The sequence below is a fragment of the Brevundimonas sp. genome (assembly GCF_036400995.1).
GTDB lineage: Bacteria > Pseudomonadota > Alphaproteobacteria > Caulobacterales > Caulobacteraceae > Brevundimonas.
Genome location: NZ_DASWWG010000031.1, coordinates 1 through 17,117 on the forward strand (window position 1 = coordinate 1; position 17,117 = coordinate 17,117).

Genomic DNA, 17,117 nt, shown 5'->3' on the forward strand with positions numbered 1-17,117 from the left:
CACCCGTTCGGCCTGGGCCTGGGCCGCGGCGTCCCGGCGGGCGGCGGCGTCGGCGATGGCCGAGGCCTGGGCGCCGGTCGCTTCCGGCAGGGTGTCGAGGGCCGCCAACGGCGGCGCGTTCAGGTCATTGGCGCCGATCAGCTGGCCGAAGTCCTCGAACAGCATGATGCGGACGTAGTCGATCGCCCCGCGGTCGCTGAACAGCTTGACCCGCCAGGACCCGTCGATCCCCTTGGCGGCGACGCCGATCGGCACGCCGCGCGGGAAGCCGCCGCCGTCGCCCGAGGTCAGGATGCGGTCGCCCGGCTGCACCGAGCCGACACCACGCACGAACTCAAGGCGCGGATTGCCCGAACCGTCGCCGGTCAGGATGGCGCGGGCGTCCGTGCGATCGATCAGCACTGGCGTGCGGCTGGCGACGTCGGTCAGCAGCAGCATGCGGCTGACGTTGCCCGAAGTGCCGACGATCCGGCCGACCAGACCGTGCTCGTTGATGACCGGATTGCCGACCTTCACGCCCTGCGACGCGCCGGTGTCCAGCAGGCGGGCGTTCGAGAAGGGGCCGCGGGAGTCCAGCACCGAGCGGGCGGTGACCATGCGCACGTCCGGCTCGGGCCGGATGCCCAGCATGGCCTCGTAGCGCGCATTGACGTTCTTCAGGGCGATGGCCTGGTCGCGCCAGGGCTGAAGTTCAGCCAGTTCCTGCTTCAGCCGGCGGTTCTCGGAGACGGCGAAGAAATAGCCGCCGATGTAGTCGCTGACGTGGCCGAACCAGCGGACCGGGGCGGCGAAGACGCCCCCGACCGGACCGGCCACCGTCTCCACCCCGGCGCGGGCCGGCTGGTACGGCGAGCTCTGGGCCCGGGCGTCGGTGATCAGCAGGACGACGGCGCCGGCGATGCACGCGGCCGCGGCCACCGCGGCCGTCCAGACCAGCGGAACCTTGATGTTCTCGAACGGTCCGTCGCGAAACGCCACGGCGCGCCTTCCTCAGAATAGGAGAATCGGTGGGACGCCCCCGCCGATACGCCGAGCCTATCGCAAAATCCGGGCCAGATGGGAACCGGTGATATCCCTGTCATGACAGGGATTTGAGGCGTTTTCCGGAACCGGCCCTTACAGGGCCGAGTCCAGCACGCCCTTCATCCAGCGCGGGTGCTCCAGCACGCGGCCGCAGCCGATGGCCACGCACGACAGCGGATCGTCGGCGACCGAGACCGGCAGGCCGGTGTGATCGCGGATTTCAGCGTCCAGACCGCGCAGCAGCGCGCCGCCGCCGGTCAGCATGATGCCCTTGTCGGCGATGTCCGCGGCCAGCTCCGGCGGGGTGGCTTCCAGGGCCACCTTCACGGCTTCCACGATCTGCGAGACCGGCTCGGCCAAGGCTTCGGCGGCCTGGCGCTCCGAGATGCGGACCTCGCGCGGCACGCCCTGCATCAGGTCGCGGCCCTTCACATCGATCGACAGGCCTTCGCCGTCGGCCGGGATGCGGGCGGTGCCGATGTCCTTCTTGATGCGCTCGGCGGTGGTCTCGCCGATCAGCAGGTTATGGTTGCGGCGCATGTACGAGATGATCGCCTCGTCCATCTTGTCGCCGCCGACGCGCACCGAGCGCGAATAGACGATGCCCGACAGCGACAGCACGGCCACCTCGGTGGTGCCGCCGCCGATGTCGACGACCATCGAACCGGTCGGCTCGTGAATCGGCAGGCCGGCGCCGATCGCGGCGGCCATCGGCTCGTCGATCAGGCCGACGCGGCGGGCCGAGGCGTTCAGGCAGGAGTCGTTGATGGCGCGGCGCTCGACGGCGGTGGCGCCCGACGGCACGCACACGATCACCTTCGGGTTCACGAAGCCCTTGCGGTTGTGAACCTTGCGGATGAAGTGCTTGATCATCTCTTCGGCGACTTCGAAGTCGGCGATGACGCCGTCGCGCATCGGGCGGATGGCTTCCATGTGACCGGGGGTCCGGCCCAGCATCTGCTTGGCCTCGATGCCCACGGCGTGAACGATCTTCCGTCCACCGACATTCCGCAGCGCCACGACCGAGGGCTCGTTCAGGACGATGCCCTTGCCCTTCATGTAGATCAGGGTGTTGGCGGTGCCGAGATCAATGGCGATATCGTTCGAGATCGCGCCGAAAACGTGGGAGAACATGGGCCTGGGATACCGTTCTTTCGGGCCTTGAGGGCGTGCGTCTGACTTGATCCGTACCGGCGACGCCCTGACCGCGCGCATCCCCATACGCGCCGTCTCCTGATCGTCTTCGCCTGACCGACCGTTGGCCCGTTTGCCCGTGTGCGCGGGCGATTACAAGCCCCGTCAACGTTGCGTGGTCCCGGAACGGGGACAGGCTGTTCACGATAGTGTCAGCCAGACGTTCCGCCACCCGGCGTTCGCTCGCCCGCGACGTGGGCGAACGTCAGTCGACGGCAGCTCCGGCGGCCTTCTCGCGCCGCTTCACGAACTCGCGCACGGCCAGCATCAAGCCCAGCCAGACCACCGCCACCGCCGCCAGGATCAGCGAGGTCCAGACCCCGTCGCCGCTGACCGCCGACACCACCGCGCCGCCGAAGAAGGCGACCAGCGCGGTCTTGGGCAGCACGCCCAGCGCGCACCCGGCCAGATAGGTCCAGAAATTCGCCCGCGTCGCTCCGAAGGCCATGTTGACCACGATGAAGGGCGCCGACGGCACGTTGCGGATCATGAAGCTGGCGTAGAAGGCGTTGCGCCCGACGAACCGCTTGAGCCGGTCCAGCGTACGGCTGTCCATCCGGTCGATCAGCCGCGCGGTCGGGCCGCGCCCCAGCCAGTAGGTCACCCCGGCCGACACCACCGTCGCCACCCAGCTGTAGGCGAAGCCCAGGCTGGGGCCGAAGGCCACAACGCAGGCCGCGATCAGGATGAACTGCGGCGCGCCGATGAAGGCCGACAGGGTGAACAGCACGATGGTCGCCGCGAAGGCCCAGGGGCTGCCGGCGTAGCCCTGCAGCCAGGCCTCCAGCTTGGCCTCGGTGGCCAGTCCCAGCTGCGTCTTGCCAAGCGCCAGCAGTCCGAGCGTCGCGCCCAGCAGCAGCACGGTCGCCAGCGCCGCCTTCCAGCGGCGGGCCTCCATGTTGAGGATGAAATCGAGGATGCGGCGCAAGGGTCTGTTCCGGCTCAGGTCAGGTCATTTGCACGGACACCCCCTGCCCGTTCAAGCGCCCTGATCCAGCATCCGCTCCAGCGTCGGCAATTCGTCGGCCTCGGCGGCGGGTTTGTCCCAGCGGATGCGGTTGATGCGGGGGAAGCGCATGGCCACCCCGGACTTGTGCCGCTTCGACCGCTGCAGCCCCTCGAACGCGATCTCCAGAACAAGGCCGAAGTCCCTGCCCGCCTTGACCGACCGCACCGGCCCGAACCGTTCGATGGTGTTGTCGCGCACGAACTTGTCCAGTTGCTTCAGCTCCTCGTCGGTGAAGCCGAAATAGGCCTTTCCGACGGGCGTCAGCGCGGGAACCCCGTCCGCGCCCTCCGTCCAGACGCCGAAGGTGAAGTCGGAATAGAAGCTGGATCGCTTCCCGTGTCCGCGCTGCGCGTACATCAGCACCGCGTCGATCAGGTGCGGATCGCGCTTCCACTTGAACCAAGGCCCCTTGGGCCGGCCGGCCTCATAGACGCTGTCCAGCCGTTTGAGCATCAACCCCTCGGCGGCCATCGCGTCGCCCTCCGGCGGATCGGCCCGGACCGCCGCCAGCGCCTCCCAGCTCTCGAACGGGACCAGCGGTGACAGGTCCAGCCGGTCCGATCCGGCCGTGGCCACGAACCGCTCCAGCCGGGCCCGACGCTCGACGAACGGCAGGCCGCGCAAGTCCTCGCCGCCGGCCGCCAGCAGGTCATAGGCGCGAATGCCCGCCGGATGCGCCGCCATCAGCTTCGGATCGGCCACCTTGCGGTTCAGCCGCTGCTGCAGGTCGCCGAAGGCCCCGACCCTGCCCTCGCGCAGCACCAGCAACTCCCCGTCGATCACCCCTTCATAGTCCAGCGCGGCCAGCACGTCAGGGAAGGCCGGCGACACATCCTCGCCGGTCCGGCTGTACAGCCGCTTCACCCCGCCCTCGCTGACCGCCTGCACCCGGATGCCGTCCCATTTCCACTCGGCGGCGTAGGCGGCGGGGGCCAGCCGGGCGAAGTCCACGGCCTCGTCGATCGGCTGGGCCAGCATGACCGGCCGGAACCGCCCGTGCGCCTCGGCTGACGGTCGCTCTGCCTTCCCGTCCAGCCAGGCCAGCAGATCGGCGTAAGGCGGACTCTGGGCGTGCCAGACCTCCTGGATATCGGCCACCTCGACCCCGCCGAAGTCCGCCGCCGCCTGCCAGGCCAGCCGCGCCGACACCCCGACGCGCAGGCCGCCGGTCACCAGCTTCAGCAGGGCCCAGCGCCCGTCGGCGTCCAACGCATCCAGCCAGCCCTCCAGCAGCCCCTGCACCGCGCCGCGCTTCGCCTCGCGCAGGGCGTCGATCACCTCGGACAGCTCGGGCTCGCGGTTGGCGCCGTGTCGGGCGGGCCAGATCAGGGCCGCCGTCTCGGCCAGATCGCCGACATAGTCATAGGACAGGCGGAACAGCTCCGGATCGACCCTCGCCTCCACCGCCGCCCGGATCATCGCCGGCTTGGCCGCATTGAACGACAGCGCCCCGGTCAGGGCCGCCAGCGCCCAGCCGCGGTCCGGGTCGGGCGCCTCGGCCAGATGGTCCCGGATCAGTTTCAGCTTGGCGTTCCGGGACGACGTCAGCGACAGCCGGTCCAGCAGGGCGGCGAAGGCGCGCATCAGTCGTCGTCCTCATCCTCATAGCCCACCAGATGCAGGGCCCGCGCCTTCAGCCCGTTCAGCTCGGCCCAGCGTCTCAGGGCGTCGTCCCGCCCGTGGGTGATCCAGGTCTCCCCCGGCGACAGCTCGGTCAGGGTGGCGGTCAGTTCGTCCCAGTCGGCGTGATCCGACAGCACCAGCGGCAGCTCCACGCCCCGCTGACGGGCCCGCGCCCGCACGCTCATCCAGCCCGAGGCGAAAGCCGTCACCGGGTCGGGGAACCGTCGGCTCCAGCGATCCGCGATGGCCGAGGGCGGCGCGACGACGATCCGCCCGGCGAAATCCGCCTTCGACCCCGTCGCCGGCGCCAGCGGCCCCAGGTCGACGCCGAAATGCTCATAGAGCCGGTTCAGCCGCTCCAGCGCGCCGTGGACGTAGATGGTCTCGTCATAGCCCGCCTCGCGCAGCAGTCGGATCACGCGCTGCGCCTTGCCCAGCGCATAGGCCCCGACCAGATGGGCCCGGTCGGGAAACTGGACCACCGAGCGCAGCAGCCGACCGATCTCGTGGCTGTCCGGCGGATGGCGGAAGACCGGCAGGCCGAAGGTGGCCTCGGTGATGAAGACGTCGCTGGGCACCGGCTCGAAGGCCGCACAGGTCGGGTCGCGCCGCCGCTTGTAGTCGCCCGAGGCGGTGATGGTCAGGCCGCCCTGCCGCACCGTCGCTTGCGCCGAGCCCAGCACATGCCCCGCCGGGGCCAGCGACACCTCCACCCCGCCGACCGCCAGCCGCTCGCCATAGGCTAGGGCCTGCGTCGACCCGGCGAAGTCCTGTCCATAGCGCTCGCCCATGATGGCCAGCGTCTCGGGCGTGGCCAGCACCGATCCGTGCCCGGCGCGGGCGTGGTCGGCATGCCCATGGGTGATGACGGCGCGATCCACCGGGCCGGGCGGGTCGATGAAGAACCCACCGTCCGGGCACCAGAGTCCCTGCGGCGTGGGCCGCAGCACGGCTTCAGGCGTGATCATCCGGCTCGGGCTCATGCGTCTCCGACAGCAAAGGCGGTCATCGGAAACGCGGCAAGCCGAAAAGGTGTCCCGTCACCCTGCCCGGCACACGTCCGGCGGCGTTGCGCCCGCGCCCTGCCCCCAGTCCGCCCGGTCGACCCGGTCCGTCAGGCGCAGGTTGATACGGCCGCCGGCCTTCAGCTGATCCCAGTCCAGCCAGACCCGGTCGAAGGCCTGACCGTTCCAGCGGGCGCCCGAGACATACTGCACCCGCTCGCCGGTCGCGCCGGGCGCGTTGATGCGGAGGGTGCGGCCCTCGCCCAGATCGATCTCGACCTGTTCGAAGCGCGGTGTCCCGACCAGCATCTGCCCTGTCCCCGGCATGCCCGGATAAAGGCCGACCGCCCCGAACAGATACCAGGCCGACATGGTCCCCAGATCGTCGTTGCCGGTCACGCCGTTGGGCGCATTGGTGAACAGGGTCTGGGCCGCGCGGACCACCGCCGCCGTCCGGTCCGGCCGGCCCAGCAGGGTGTAGATCCACGGCGTGTGCATGGTCGGCTCGTTGTTCGGATTGTACCGGTGCTGGCCGTAGTAGGCGTAGGGCCCGGCCACCCACTCGGCGCGGGCGCTCATCGGATCGGCGGCGATCCTGTCGAATGCGAAGAAGCGATCGAGCCGGGCCAGCGTCCGGTCCTTGCCCCCCATGGCCTCGGTCAGGCCCGCCACGTCCTGCGGGACCAGCCATTGGTACTGCCAGGCCGTGCCCTCATGGAAGCCGTAGTGGGAAGTCGGGTCATAGGCGCCCGCCGGGGGCGTGAACCACTCGCCGTCCTCCATGCGCGGACGCGGGAAGCCGGTGAAGTCGCTCTCCGGATCGCGGACGCCCGCATCCCAGACATTGCGCCAGGCCCCACCCCGGCGGCGCAGGACGGCCGCCTCCGTCGTCTGACCCAGCGCCTCGCCCATGATCGACAGGGCGCAGTCGCCCAAGGAGTATTCCATCGTCGCCGACCCGGCGTGGTGCGGGTCCGAGTCCATCCCCTTGGACGGATGCGCCCGGTCGAACTGGATATAGCCGTCGGACAGGTAGTGCGGGTTGCCCGCCCGGCCGTCATGGCGCGAGTTCAGCGGCGGATTGCCGGACGCGTTGCGGCGCAGGGCGGCCCAGGCCTGCTGCTCCCGCCCCTCCAGCGCCCCGAAGCGCCACAGGTCGACCAGGAAGGGCGTGACCGGATCACCGGTCATCACATTGGTCTCGAAGCTGGCGTAGCCCCAACGCGGCAGCCAGCCGCCCTGCTCGTCGATGGCCAGCACCGACCGGGCGATGTCGCGCGCGCGGTCCGGCTTCAGGATGGCCAGCAGCTGGTTCTGGGACCGGTAGGTGTCCCACAGCGAAAAATACTCGTGATAGGTCCAGCCGTCGGCGACATGGATCTCGTCGTCATAACCGCGATAGCGCCCGTCGGCGTCGCTGCCGGTCATGGGCTGCAGCAGGGCGTGGTACAGGGCCGTATAGAAGACGGCGCGGTCATCCGCGCTGCCGCCCTTCACCCGCACCGAGCCCAGTTCGCGGGCCCATTCAGCCTCCGCCTGCGCGCGCATCGCGTCGAAGCTCAACAGTTGACCGTCGCGCTTGCCCTCGGCGTCCAGATTGCCTTGCGCGCCCGCCTGATCGACGTGCGAGATGGCGCTGACCGCCGTCACCGCCTGGCCGCCGGCCAGATCGAAGGTCACCCAGGCGCCGTTTCGGGGATCGTGCTCGCTCTCCATGCTGAAGCGCGCGCCGGGAGTCCCGCCCGCCTGTCCCCAGACGCCAAAGCCGGTGAAGGGCCGGTCGAACTCGATGCGGAACCAGGTCGAGTACTGGTGACCGCCGCAGAAGCTCATCGTCGTCACCTTGCCCTCGACCGCGCGGTCGCCGACGACGCGGATCTGGCTGCCGATGACCCGATGGCGGTCATTGGCCTGGCTGACGTTGATCAGGACGTGACCCTGCGCCTGCCCCGACGCGAAGGTGTAGCGCTCGGCCGCCGCCCGGGTCAGGGCCGTGGCCTCCACGTCGATGCCGCCGTAGTCGGTCAGCCGAACGCGATAGTAGCCCGCCTGCCCCACCTCGCCCTCGTGGGTGTAGCGCGCGGCATAGGCCTTGTGATCGAAGCTGGCGGCCTTGGTCGTGTCGAAGTCGCCGCCCGGGGCGATGGAGCCGATGACCGGCAGCACCGACACCTGCCCGCCCTGTTCCCAGCAGCCCGCGCCGGAGATGAAGGACCGCCCGAAGCCCCGGATGGTCTCGTCGTCATAACGGTAGCCCGCATAGTGAGAGCCGATGGGGCTGACCTGGATCAGGCCGAACGGCGCCGAGGCGCCGGGGAAGGTGTTCCCCTCGTCCCGCGTGCCGATGAAGGTGTTGACGGTCTGCGGCAGGGTCCGCGCGTCTCCCGCGTCCGCCGCCATCGCCGGCTGCGCCGCCGCCAACAGCGCCACGGCCGCCGCCACCGCCCGTCCGAACCGGACCGCGTTCCGCCACCCCATCGCTTCCTCCCCGAAGCCTGATTTGTTGATCCGTTTCTAGGCGGAGGCGGTGCGGCTGGGAACCGTCCTCGTTGAAAGCAAGGAACCGTAGCGTCTCGTCATTTGATCCACCCTTCGCAACTGCGTAATGAGGGCCGCCGTTCCACGGGAGTCGCCATGTCCAGCCTGCAGTCCTCCGCCCTTGCCCGCGTCAAGCCGTCGGCCACCCTCGCGGTGACCGCCCAGGCCCGACAGCTGAAAGCCGAGGGTCGCGACGTGATCGGCCTGGGCGCCGGCGAGCCCGACTTCGACACGCCCGAGAACATCAAGCAGGCCGCCATCGACGCCATCACGCGCGGCGAGACGAAGTACACCGACGCCGACGGCATGCCGCAGCTGAAGGCCGCCATCTCGGCCAAGTTCAAGCGCGAGAACGGCCTCGACTATTCGACGGCCCAGATTCACGTCGCCCCGGGCGGCAAGCCGGTCATCTTCAACGCCCTGGTCGCCACCCTGAACCCAGGCGACGAGGTCATCGTCCCCGCCCCCTACTGGGTGTCCTACCCGGACATGGTCCTGCTGGCCGGCGGCGAGCCGGTCACCGTGGTCGGCGAGGAGAAGGACGGCTTCAAGCTGCGTCCGGAGGTGCTGGAAGCCGCCATCACGCCCAAGACCAAGTGGCTGATCCTCAACAGCCCGTCGAACCCGACCGGCGCCGCCTACACCCGCGCCGAGCTGGAAGAGATCGCGGCCGTACTGCGTCGTCACCCGCAGGTCTGGGTGCTGACCGACGACATGTACGAGCACCTCGTCTACGGCGACTTCGAATACACCACCATCGCCCAGGTCGCCCCGGACCTCTATGACCGCACCCTGACCGTGAACGGCGTCAGCAAGGCCTACGCCATGACCGGCTGGCGCATCGGGTATGCGGGCGGCCCCAAGCCGCTGATCGACCTGATGCGCAAGGTGGCCAGCCAGACCACCTCCAACCCCACCAGCATCAGCCAGTGGGCTGCGGTCGAGGCCCTGAACGGCCCGCAGGACTTCATCCCCGAGCGCAAGGCGGCCTTCGAGAAGCGCCGCGACCTGGTGGTCTCGATGCTGAACCAGACGGCGGGCGTCACCTGCGCCACCCCGGAAGGCGCCTTCTATGTCTATCCGTCCATCGCCGGCCTGATCGGCAAGACGACGGAGGGCGGCGTGGTCATCGACAGCGACGGAACCTTCGCCGCCGAACTGCTGAACGCCGAGGGCGTCGCGGTCGTGCAGGGCGAGGCCTTCGGCCTCTCGCCCTACTTCCGCATCAGCTACGCGACGTCGGAGTCGGTGCTGGAAGATGCCTGCGCGCGAATCCAGCGCTTCGCGGCCAGCCTCCGCTAGAGATCGAGCCTAAGCTCACCTCTCCATCGCCCGCCAAGGCGATGGAGAGGACAGATCGGCGCGCCAGCGACGATCAGGAGAGGGCGGCGCAGGCCTTAGCCAGTTGCGCACCGCCCAAATCCATGCAACTTTTCCGAGCATGGATGAACTCGCCACATACGCGTTCGCCAAACGCCTGAGACGCCCCATGACGCCGCCCGAAGCGCGACTCTGGACACGCGTCCGCGCTCATCGCTTGCAGGGCTTCAAATTCCGCCGCCAGCATCCGTGCGGCCCCTACATCCTCGACTTCTATTGCGCCGCCGCGCGACTGGCGATCGAGGTGGACGGACGCGGTCATGAACATCCGGATCAGATCGCCCGCGACCGCCGGCGAACCCGCTGGCTGGCCGCGCAGGGCATTCGTGTGATGCGGATCGCAGCGCACGATGTTCGGGATGAGCTGGACGGCGTACTCGGCTTCATCGCTCGCGTGGTTCGCGAACGGATCGCCGACATCGGCGCCGCCCCCTCCACCACCCGGGCTAAGCCGCCCGGGCGGTCCCCCTCCCCACCTTCGGTGGAGAGGTGAGGCTCAGTTCACCTCTCCACGCAGTGGGGAGGTGGCGCGCTGCGAAAACGCAGCGAGACGGAGGGGGCGGCGCCGGCGTCAGCCTACCCGCCCGGCCCGTCAGATCATCGCCATGCCGCCGTTCACGTGCAGGGTCTGGCCCGTCACGTAAGCCGCCTCGTCCGACGACAGATACACCGCCGCCGCGGCGATCTCGTCGCCGGTGCCCAGACGGCCCGCCGGGATGTTGCGCAGGATGGTTTCGCGCTGGGCGTCGTTCAGCACGTCGGTCATCGGCGAGGCGATGAAGCCCGGCGCGATGCAGTTCACGGTGATGCCGCGCGAGCCGACTTCCTGGGCCAGCGACTTCGAGAAGCCGATCATGCCGGCCTTCGACGCCGCGTAGTTGGTCTGGCCGGGGTTGCCGGTGACGCCGACCACCGAGGTCACGCCGATGATGCGGCCCGAGCGGCGCTTCATCATCCCCTTCATCGCGGCGCGCGACAGGCGGAAATAGCTCTCGAGGTTGACCTTGATGACCTGCTCGAAGTCCTCGTCCTTCATCCGCATCAGCAGGCCGTCCCTGGTGATGCCGGCGTTGGCGACCAGGATGTCCAGCGGGGCGCCGGCGGCCTCTTCGGCGCGACCGATCAGGCCGTCGACCGATTCCGCGTCCGACAGGTTGGCGGCGGCGGCGAACGCCCGCTCGCCCAGTTCCTTCGCCAGGTCCTGAAGCACCGCCTCGCGGGTGCCGGACAGCACCACCGTCGCGCCTTGTGCGTGCAGGGCGCGGGCCACCGCGCCGCCGATGCCGCCGGTCGCGCCGGTCACGAGCGCCGTCTTGCCAGTCAGGTTGAACATTTTGATAGCTCCGCCATTTCGTGGGAGGGGTCTAACCGAGCCCGCGTCATATCTCCAGAAGGAACGCCCGATGGACGGAAACCGCCTCATCGCCAGCCGCCGCAGCCTGCTTCTCGGCGCGGGCGCCCTAGGATTGAGCGGCTGCGGGACCGTTTCCCTGCCCTTCGGCGGCGGATCGGACGCTCCGGCGATTCGCGGTCTGGACCGCCTGCCGCGCACCCAGACGGTGCTGAACCGCTTCGTCATCGAGCGGAAGCTGCCGGGCGTCTCCGTCGGCGTGCGCACGCCGGAGGGGCAGGACATCTTCCTGCAGGCGGGCACCCTGGACTTCAACATCTACGACCGGGTCACGCCGGACAGCCTGTTCCGCATCTTCTCCATGACCAAGCCGATCACGGGGACGGCCGCCGCCCTGCTGATCGAGGACGGCAGGCTGACGCTCGACACGCCGGTCGCCGATATCATCCCCGAGTTCGCCGACATCAAGGTCGCGACCAACCCGTCAGAGAGCCTCGCCGCCCGTCCCGCGCGCAATCCGATGCTGGTCCGCCACCTGCTGACCCACACGGCCGGCTTCAGCTATTCCATCATGGGGAACGGCCCCATCCCCCGGGCCTATCGCGAGGCCGGGATTACCCCGGCCGAGCCGCGCGGCGACGCACCGCAGGTGCGCGACCTGGACGAGATGGTCGCCAAACTGGCCGATATCCCCCTGATCGCCGAGCCGGGGACGACCTACAGCTACAGCGTCTCGCTGGATGTGCTGGGCCTTGTGATCCAGCGCGTGTCGGGCATGGCCTTCCCGGACTTCCTGCAACGCCGGATCTTCAATCCGGTCGGCATGGGCGACACCGTCTTCCGCCTGCGCGACGGCGACGCCGCCCGGCTGATGCAGGTCTATGCCTTCGGCCGCAGCGGGACCAACCCGCCGACCGTCCCGCCCGGCCTGTCCGCGGAGGCCTATTCGCAGGCCGTGACCCTGTATTCCGGCGGCGGCGGGCTGATCTCCTCGACCCGCGACTACCTCGATTTCCTGTCCATGCTGCTCAACGACGGCCGCGCGGGACGCGTCCGGGTGATGAAGCCCGAGACTGCCCGCCTGATCCGCTCCGACATCCTGCCCGCCGACCTGACGGCGGAAGGCGGCGGCTACGGCTTCGGCGGCTGGGTCGCCCGCCCGGGCCACCGTCGTCAGGGCGAGTTCGGCTGGAGCGGCGCGGCGGGCACGCAGGGCTGGATCGACCCGGAACAGCGCTTCGCCGCCACGATGATGATCCAGGCCATGCCCTATCGCGCGGTCGACATCCTGTCGGAGCTGCGCCCGGCGCTCGACGCCGATCTGGGGATCACGCGGGCCGGCTAGGCCCCGAACACGCCCCACAGCAGGGTCAGCATCAGCGGCGCCCACGACAGGCCGAGCAGGATCCACGCCTCGCGCGCGTCGCCGCGCCAGTAGCGGTAACCCCCGGCGCCGACGGCGGCCAGCATCGCCAGCGCCGTGAGCGCGCTCAACAGATTGAGGCCGTGCACCAGCCCGGGGGCCGACAGAATCAGCGTCACCCCGGCATAGACCACGGGCAGGATCGCCAGAGCGACCCAGCCCGCGACCGTCAGCCAGAAGAGCGCCCGCGCCTTCGTCACAGCGACTTGGCGAACGCTTCCAGTTCTTCCGGCGTGTTCAGCGACAGGCTTTCGGCGTCCGGCGCGATGCGCTTGGCCATGCCGGTCAGGACCTTGCCCGAGCCGATCTCGGCGAAGCGGGTCACGCCGCCCTCGCCCGCCATCCACTCCATCGACTCGCGCCAGCGGACGCGATCGGTGACCTGTTCGACCAGCAGGCGGCGGATGACTTCCGGATCGCTCTCCGGGCGGGCCAGGACGTTGGCGACCACCGGCACGACGGGGGCGACGATCGTCGCGCTCGCCAGGGCGGCGGCCATCTCGTCGGCGGCCGGCTGCATCAGCGGACAGTGGAAGGGCGCCGAGACGTTCAGCGGGATCGCCCGCGCGCCCAGCTCCTTGGCCTTCTCAATGGCGCGGTCCACGGCCGCCTTCTCGCCCGAGATGACGATGTTGCCGGCGTTGTTGTCATTGGCGACCACGCAGACGCCGACTTCCGAACCGGCCTTGGCGGCCTCTTCCGCCAGCGCCAGGTCGGTCTTCGGACCGATCAGCGAGGCCATGGCGCCCTTGCCCACCGGCACGGCGCGCTGCATCGCCTGACCGCGCAACTTCAGCAGGCGGGCGGTGTCGGCCAGCGAGATCGAACCGGCGGCGCACAGGGCCGAATATTCGCCCAGCGAGTGACCGGCCACGAAGGCGGCGCGGTCCACGCCGACGCCGAACTCGACCTTCAGCACGCGGGCGGCGGCGGCCGAGACGGCCATCAGGGCCGGCTGGGCGTTCTCGGTCAGGGTCAGCTGGTCCTCGGGCCCTTCGCGCATCAGCACGGACAGCTTCTGGCCCAGCGCCTCGTCCACCTCGGCGAAGACGTCACGGGCCGAGGCGAAGGCGTCGGCCAGCGCCGCGCCCATGCCGACCGACTGGCTGCCTTGGCCGGGGAACAGGAGAGCGAGGGTCATGAGGGGGCTCCGAAGCCGTGAATCAAGGCCGCAGCGATAGGCCGGGCGTGACGCAGGGGCAAGCGGAACGCGGGCTGGCCCGCCCGATCAGGCCCAGAGGTGGATGGCGTCCGGGGTCGGCTCGGCCTCGACCGGCGTGCCGCCCGCGGCGTAGCTGACCTTGCTCTCCCGCCCGCCGCAGACGCAGCGGAACCGTTGCGAGGTCCCGGCCGCGGGCCAGTCGCGGGTCGAGCCGAACAGGGTGCGGGCGTCCAGCAGGGCCACATGCACGCAGCCCGGCGACAGACAACGCACGATCATCCGCCCGCGCGACGCATCCATTTGAGATTCGGCCATGATTCCTCCCGGTCCCCGACGCTAGCCGGATCGGTCCGTGAGTCACAAGGTTAAATGTTCCACTTTTGTTCTGTATCCACAAGGATGATCGAACCGGCGTCATGCGAAACTTTCCGGCCTGGCTCTTGTCATCCCGGGCGGCGCATCGCAACGAGCCGGAACACGAACATGCCCTAGAACAGCACCGCCGGATTCATGATCCGCAGCGGGTCGATCGCCGCCCTCACCGCCTGCATGGTCGCGACCTCCAGCGGGCTCTTGTAGCGCCGCGCCTCCTCGGTCTTCAGCCGCCCCAGCCCGTGCTCGGCCGAGATGGAGCCGTTGTAGCGGGCCACCACGTCGTGCACGACCTCCGAGCCCTCCATCCACCGCCCGATGAAGGCGGCGTGATCCACGCCCGGCGGACACAGGATGTCGTAATGCATGTTGCCGTCGCCGACGTGGCCGAAGGCGCTGATCCGCGCGCCCGGCTCGAACTTCTCCACCGCCGCCGAAGCCTCGTCCAGGAAGTCGGCGATGCGCGACACGGGCACGGAGACGTCATGCTTCCAGCCGCCGCCCTCGGGCTTCTGGGCCGCCGACTGCTCCTCGCGCACCTTCCAGAAGGCCGCGCGCTGGGCGTCGTTCTGGGCGATGGCGGCGTCGATGATCAGCCCGGCCTCGAAGGCGTCGCCCAGCAGCCGTTCCAGCGCCGCGTCCGCCGCCCCCGGCTCGCCCGACACCAGCTCGATCAGCACATACCAGGGCGGCGTGCTCTCCAGAGGCTCGCGCGTGTCCGGGATGTGCTTCAGGGCGAATTCCATGCCGATCCGCTTCATCAGCTCGAAGGCCTCGACGCCCCCGCCCGTCTCTTCCTTGGCCCGCGCCAGCAGCTCGATGGCGGCATGCGCCGTTTCCAGCCCCACCATGGCCGTCGCCCGCGAGCGCATGATCGGGAACAGCTTCAGCGTCGCCGCCGTCACCACCCCCAGCGTCCCCTCGGCGCCGATCAGCAGCTGCTTCAGGTCATAGCCGGTGTTGTCCTTCCGCAGCCGCTTCAGCCCGTGGAAGATCTCCCCGTTCGGCATCACCGCCTCGAGACCCAGCACCAGGTCGCGCATCATGCCGTAGCGCACCACCTGGGTGCCGCCCGCATTGGTCGAGATGACCCCGCCGATGGTCGCCGTCCCCTCGGCCGCGAGGCTCAGCGGGAAACGCCGTCCGGCCGCCTCCGCCGCCTGCTGCGCCTCCAGCAACGTCACCCCCGCCTCGACCGTCATGGCGTCATCCAGCGGCGTCACATCGCGCACCGCCCGCAGCTTGCGCGTCGACAGCAGCACCTCTCCGAACGGGATCTGCCCGCCGACCAGACCGGTGTCCCCGCCCTGCGGGACGATGGCCACCCGGTGCTGCGCGCAGATGGTCACCAGCTTCGCCACCTCCTCGGTCGAGCGCGGCGTCAGCATCAGGGGCGTGTTCCCCTTCCACCGGTTCCGCCACTCCGTCAGCCACGGCGCGATATCGGACGGATCATCGGTCCAACCGCCAGTACCGGCGGCGGCCTTGAGGGCGGCGAGAGCTTCAGGCGACGGGGAGGTCATGGCCTGTTCTCTCAAAGTCGTGGGCGGAGCGAAAGAGCCAAGCTACGGTCTTTCCATGTCCGGTTCGCCCGCCCTCCCCGTTCCCGCCGTCGGCGTCGTCTGCCTCCGCGGCGATGAGGTATTGCTGATCCGTCGCGGCAAGCCGCCGCGCATGGGCGAGTGGAGCCTGCCGGGCGGGCGGATCGAGCCGGGCGAACGCGCGGTCGACGCCGCCTTGCGCGAACTGATGGAGGAGACCGGCGTCACCGCCCGCATCACCGGTCTGCTGGATGTCGTGGACGGCGTCTTCCCGGAGGCGAACCGGCACTATGTCCTGATCGACTACGCCGCCGAATGGCTGTCCGGCGAGCCCGTGGCAGGCGACGACGCGCTGGAGGCCCGCTTCGTGCCGCTGGATCAGGTCGAGGCCCTGATCGACTGGTCCGAGACGCGGCGGATCATCGCACTGGCCGCCGCCAAACGCCCCTGAACGGTGAAGATTACGGGGTTGTCATCAACCGCCGGTCCGGTTTCGGTGGCGCGCGCCCCCCGGCCTGATACCCTGACGGGAATTGGGAGGCTTTGATGGACTTTTCTATTCTCTTCTTCGTGGCGCTGGTCGTGCTGGCCTTCGTCCTGTTGTTCAGCGTGGTGAAGATCGTGCCGCAAGGGCGTGAATTCACTGTGGAACGCTTCGGCAAATACACCCGCACCCTGTCCCCGGGCATCAGCATCCTGACGCCGTTCGTCGAGCGCGTCGGCCGCCGCATGAACATGATGGAGCAGGTGCTGGACGTCCCGACCCAGGAAGTCATCACCAAGGACAACGCCATGGTGAAGGTCGACGGCATCGTCTTCATCCAGGTCATGGACGCCGCCCGCGCCGCCTATCGCGTGGACGATCTGCCCTATGCCATCGCCCAGCTCTGCATGACCAACCTGCGGACCGTCGTCGGCTCGATGGAGCTGGACGAGGTGCTGTCGCAGCGCGACTCGATCAACACCCGCCTGCTGCAGGTCATCGACGCCGCCACTGAACCGTGGGGCGTGAAGGCCAACCGCATCGAGATCAAGGACCTGTCGCCCCCGGCCGACATCACCAACGCCATGGCCCGCCAGATGAAGGCCGAGCGCGAGCGTCGCGCCGTCATCACCGAGGCGGACGGTGAGAAACAAGCCGCCATCGCCCGCGCCGAGGGCGCCAAGCAGTCGGCCATTCTGGAGGCCGAAGGCCGCCGTGAGGCCGCCTTCCGCGACGCCGAGGCCCGCGAACGCGAAGCCGAGGCCGAGGCCCGCGCCACCGCCATGGTGTCCGAGGCCATCGCCCGCGGCGACGTGAACGCGATCAACTACTTCGTCGCCCAGAAGTACGTCGAGGCCTTCGCCGAGCTGGCGCGCAGCCCGCAGCAGAAGACGGTCATCGTGCCGTCCGAGATGGGCGCCCTGGTCGGCACCATCGCCGGCATCGGCCAACTGGTCGGTCTGGCGCAGGACCAGCAGGGTTCGGCCCCGCGCCCGACTCCGCCCGCCGCGCCG

At 69.6% G+C, this 17,117-nt stretch carries 16 protein-coding genes; 5 read left to right on the top strand and 11 right to left on the bottom strand.

Features of this window, described 5'->3' with window-relative positions; translation table 11 throughout:
- The 6 genes from mreC to VGE03_RS04050 form a co-directional block, all read right to left on the bottom strand.
- Positions 1 to 978 (bottom strand): rod shape-determining protein MreC (mreC, locus tag VGE03_RS04025; RefSeq protein ID WP_331045180.1); only part of this gene is annotated, 978 nt, incomplete at its 3' end.
- 138 nt (positions 979 to 1,116) lie between these two features.
- The gene (locus VGE03_RS04030; protein ID WP_092310269.1) at positions 1,117 to 2,157 is read right to left on the bottom strand and encodes a rod shape-determining protein; all 1,041 of its coding nucleotides are present in this window, start codon (positions 2,155 to 2,157) and stop codon (positions 1,117 to 1,119) included.
- A 265-nt stretch (positions 2,158 to 2,422) separates the two neighbouring features.
- Positions 2,423 to 3,145, bottom strand: coding sequence for a TVP38/TMEM64 family protein (locus VGE03_RS04035; RefSeq protein WP_331045181.1), 723 nt, complete (start codon positions 3,143 to 3,145; stop codon positions 2,423 to 2,425).
- Positions 3,146 to 3,196: 51 nt separating this feature from the next.
- Entirely contained in the window at positions 3,197 to 4,810 is a 1,614-nt protein-coding gene (locus tag VGE03_RS04040; RefSeq protein WP_331045182.1) for a cisplatin damage response ATP-dependent DNA ligase, read from the bottom strand.
- The gene (locus VGE03_RS04045) at positions 4,810 to 5,832 is read right to left on the bottom strand and encodes a ligase-associated DNA damage response exonuclease (RefSeq protein ID WP_331045183.1); all 1,023 of its coding nucleotides are present in this window, start codon (positions 5,830 to 5,832) and stop codon (positions 4,810 to 4,812) included. The genes VGE03_RS04040 and VGE03_RS04045 overlap by 1 nt, the downstream gene beginning before the upstream one ends.
- A gap of 57 nt (positions 5,833 to 5,889) precedes the next feature.
- Positions 5,890 to 8,331: a GH92 family glycosyl hydrolase gene (locus VGE03_RS04050; protein WP_331045184.1), complete on the bottom strand. Its 2,442-nt coding sequence runs from the start codon at positions 8,329 to 8,331 to the stop codon at positions 5,890 to 5,892.
- A gap of 156 nt (positions 8,332 to 8,487) precedes the next feature.
- Between VGE03_RS04050 and VGE03_RS04055 the strand changes: the two genes are divergently transcribed.
- Complete coding sequence (locus VGE03_RS04055) at positions 8,488 to 9,693, top strand: pyridoxal phosphate-dependent aminotransferase (protein ID WP_331045185.1); 1,206 nt, start codon at positions 8,488 to 8,490, stop codon at positions 9,691 to 9,693.
- 187 nt (positions 9,694 to 9,880) lie between these two features.
- Positions 9,881 to 10,264, top strand: coding sequence for an endonuclease domain-containing protein (locus VGE03_RS04060; protein WP_414644883.1), 384 nt, complete (start codon positions 9,881 to 9,883; stop codon positions 10,262 to 10,264).
- Positions 10,265 to 10,363: 99 nt separating this feature from the next.
- Here VGE03_RS04060 and fabG read toward each other — a convergent pair whose 3' ends face one another.
- Positions 10,364 to 11,104: a 3-oxoacyl-[acyl-carrier-protein] reductase gene (gene fabG, locus VGE03_RS04065; RefSeq protein ID WP_331045187.1), complete on the bottom strand. Its 741-nt coding sequence runs from the start codon at positions 11,102 to 11,104 to the stop codon at positions 10,364 to 10,366.
- Positions 11,105 to 11,174: 70 nt separating this feature from the next.
- Here fabG and VGE03_RS04070 point away from each other — a divergent pair, with 70 nt between their 5' ends.
- Complete coding sequence (locus VGE03_RS04070) at positions 11,175 to 12,467, top strand: serine hydrolase domain-containing protein (RefSeq protein WP_331045188.1); 1,293 nt, start codon at positions 11,175 to 11,177, stop codon at positions 12,465 to 12,467.
- On the opposite strand, the gene VGE03_RS04075 is transcribed toward VGE03_RS04070, so the two are convergent.
- From VGE03_RS04075 to VGE03_RS04090, 4 genes are all read right to left on the bottom strand, one after another.
- Positions 12,464 to 12,745 (bottom strand): hypothetical protein, encoded by a 282-nt coding sequence (locus VGE03_RS04075; RefSeq protein ID WP_331045189.1) that lies wholly within the window; start codon positions 12,743 to 12,745, stop codon positions 12,464 to 12,466. The genes VGE03_RS04070 and VGE03_RS04075 overlap by 4 nt on opposite strands.
- Positions 12,742 to 13,686 (bottom strand): ACP S-malonyltransferase, encoded by a 945-nt coding sequence (gene fabD, locus VGE03_RS04080; protein WP_331045190.1) that lies wholly within the window; start codon positions 13,684 to 13,686, stop codon positions 12,742 to 12,744. Before fabD ends, VGE03_RS04075 begins: the two co-directional genes overlap by 4 nt.
- An 87-nt stretch (positions 13,687 to 13,773) precedes the next feature.
- A complete protein-coding gene (locus VGE03_RS04085; RefSeq protein WP_331045191.1) occupies positions 13,774 to 14,022 on the bottom strand; it encodes a hypothetical protein in 249 nt (82 codons plus the stop codon).
- Positions 14,023 to 14,195: 173 nt separating this feature from the next.
- Positions 14,196 to 15,602, bottom strand: a complete 1,407-nt coding sequence (locus VGE03_RS04090) for an FAD-binding oxidoreductase (RefSeq protein WP_331045192.1) — start codon at positions 15,600 to 15,602, stop codon at positions 14,196 to 14,198.
- A 55-nt stretch (positions 15,603 to 15,657) separates the two neighbouring features.
- On the opposite strand from VGE03_RS04090, the gene VGE03_RS04095 reads away from it, so the two are divergent.
- Both VGE03_RS04095 and VGE03_RS04100 read left to right on the top strand, forming a co-directional pair.
- Positions 15,658 to 16,071 (top strand): NUDIX hydrolase, encoded by a 414-nt coding sequence (locus tag VGE03_RS04095; protein WP_331045193.1) that lies wholly within the window; start codon positions 15,658 to 15,660, stop codon positions 16,069 to 16,071.
- Positions 16,072 to 16,166: 95 nt separating this feature from the next.
- Positions 16,167 to 17,117, top strand: a 951-nt coding sequence (locus tag VGE03_RS04100; protein WP_331045194.1) for an SPFH domain-containing protein, incomplete at its 3' end; no start/stop codon positions are given.

Coding starts and splice junctions, on each gene's coding strand:
- VGE03_RS04085 (WP_331045191.1), bottom strand. CDS start 14,022: ATGGCCGAATCTCAAATGGATGCGTCGCGCGGGCGGATGATCGTGCGT.
- VGE03_RS04090 (WP_331045192.1), bottom strand. CDS start 15,602: ATGACCTCCCCGTCGCCTGAAGCTCTCGCCGCCCTCAAGGCCGCCGCC.
- VGE03_RS04050 (WP_331045184.1), bottom strand. CDS start 8,331: ATGGGGTGGCGGAACGCGGTCCGGTTCGGACGGGCGGTGGCGGCGGCC.
- VGE03_RS04095 (WP_331045193.1), top strand. CDS start 15,658: ATGTCCGGTTCGCCCGCCCTCCCCGTTCCCGCCGTCGGCGTCGTCTGC.
- fabD (WP_331045190.1), bottom strand. CDS start 13,686: ATGACCCTCGCTCTCCTGTTCCCCGGCCAAGGCAGCCAGTCGGTCGGC.
- VGE03_RS04040 (WP_331045182.1), bottom strand. CDS start 4,810: ATGCGCGCCTTCGCCGCCCTGCTGGACCGGCTGTCGCTGACGTCGTCC.
- VGE03_RS04030 (WP_092310269.1), bottom strand. CDS start 2,157: ATGTTCTCCCACGTTTTCGGCGCGATCTCGAACGATATCGCCATTGAT.
- VGE03_RS04060 (WP_414644883.1), top strand. CDS start 9,881: ATGACGCCGCCCGAAGCGCGACTCTGGACACGCGTCCGCGCTCATCGC.
- VGE03_RS04045 (WP_331045183.1), bottom strand. CDS start 5,832: ATGAGCCCGAGCCGGATGATCACGCCTGAAGCCGTGCTGCGGCCCACG.
- VGE03_RS04055 (WP_331045185.1), top strand. CDS start 8,488: ATGTCCAGCCTGCAGTCCTCCGCCCTTGCCCGCGTCAAGCCGTCGGCC.
- VGE03_RS04070 (WP_331045188.1), top strand. CDS start 11,175: ATGGACGGAAACCGCCTCATCGCCAGCCGCCGCAGCCTGCTTCTCGGC.
- fabG (WP_331045187.1), bottom strand. CDS start 11,104: ATGTTCAACCTGACTGGCAAGACGGCGCTCGTGACCGGCGCGACCGGC.